This window comes from Mucilaginibacter sp. RCC_168 (genome assembly GCF_041355315.1).
Taxonomy (GTDB): Bacteria; Bacteroidota; Bacteroidia; order Sphingobacteriales; family Sphingobacteriaceae; genus Mucilaginibacter.
The window spans coordinates 1-510 of the sequence record NZ_JBFUPN010000089.1 but is presented as its reverse complement, the minus strand read 5'-3'; the positions used below and the strand labels follow the sequence as shown (position 1 = coordinate 510).

At 52.2% G+C, this 510-nt stretch carries 1 protein-coding gene; it reads right to left on the bottom strand.

The genetic code is table 11. From position 1 onward, the window contains the following. Positions 1–510: AMP-binding protein (locus tag AB6735_RS28085; protein WP_370999497.1), on the bottom strand; the 510-nt coding region annotated here is incomplete at both ends.

The window sequence follows — 510 nt, the reverse complement described above, 5'->3', positions numbered from 1 at the left end:
CAATATCTGATGGCTTATTCAACGCAGGAAGGTTTGCCGCAGAAGCAGGAACGCTGTTTGCCAGCAACTCCAGCAGGTCAACCTCCGGTACCTCTCCGCCTAACCCATGACCCTCACCGCCTACTACCAGAACACATTTTACCCCCGAATCCTGCAGCATATACAAACGACGGTCCATCGGGTAGTCTGGGTCTATAGGTACATAACCCGCTCCCGATTTCAATATCCCCAATATACCCGCGATCATCAGGTCTGAACGGTCAGTCATGATACCGATCAGGTCATCCCCAACGATACCATACGTGCCCCGAAGGTAATGACCGATCATATTGCTCCGCTCATTAAGATCACGGTAACTCTGGCTCTTATCACCGAACGTCAGCGCACAACGCTCTCCGTACAACGATGCCGTGGACTCGAACAGGCTTACAACCGTATCTTCATCCCCGTACTCCGTTACAGCGCCATGACTGAAACTGCTCAGTAATTCTTCCCGCTCCGATGCGGACA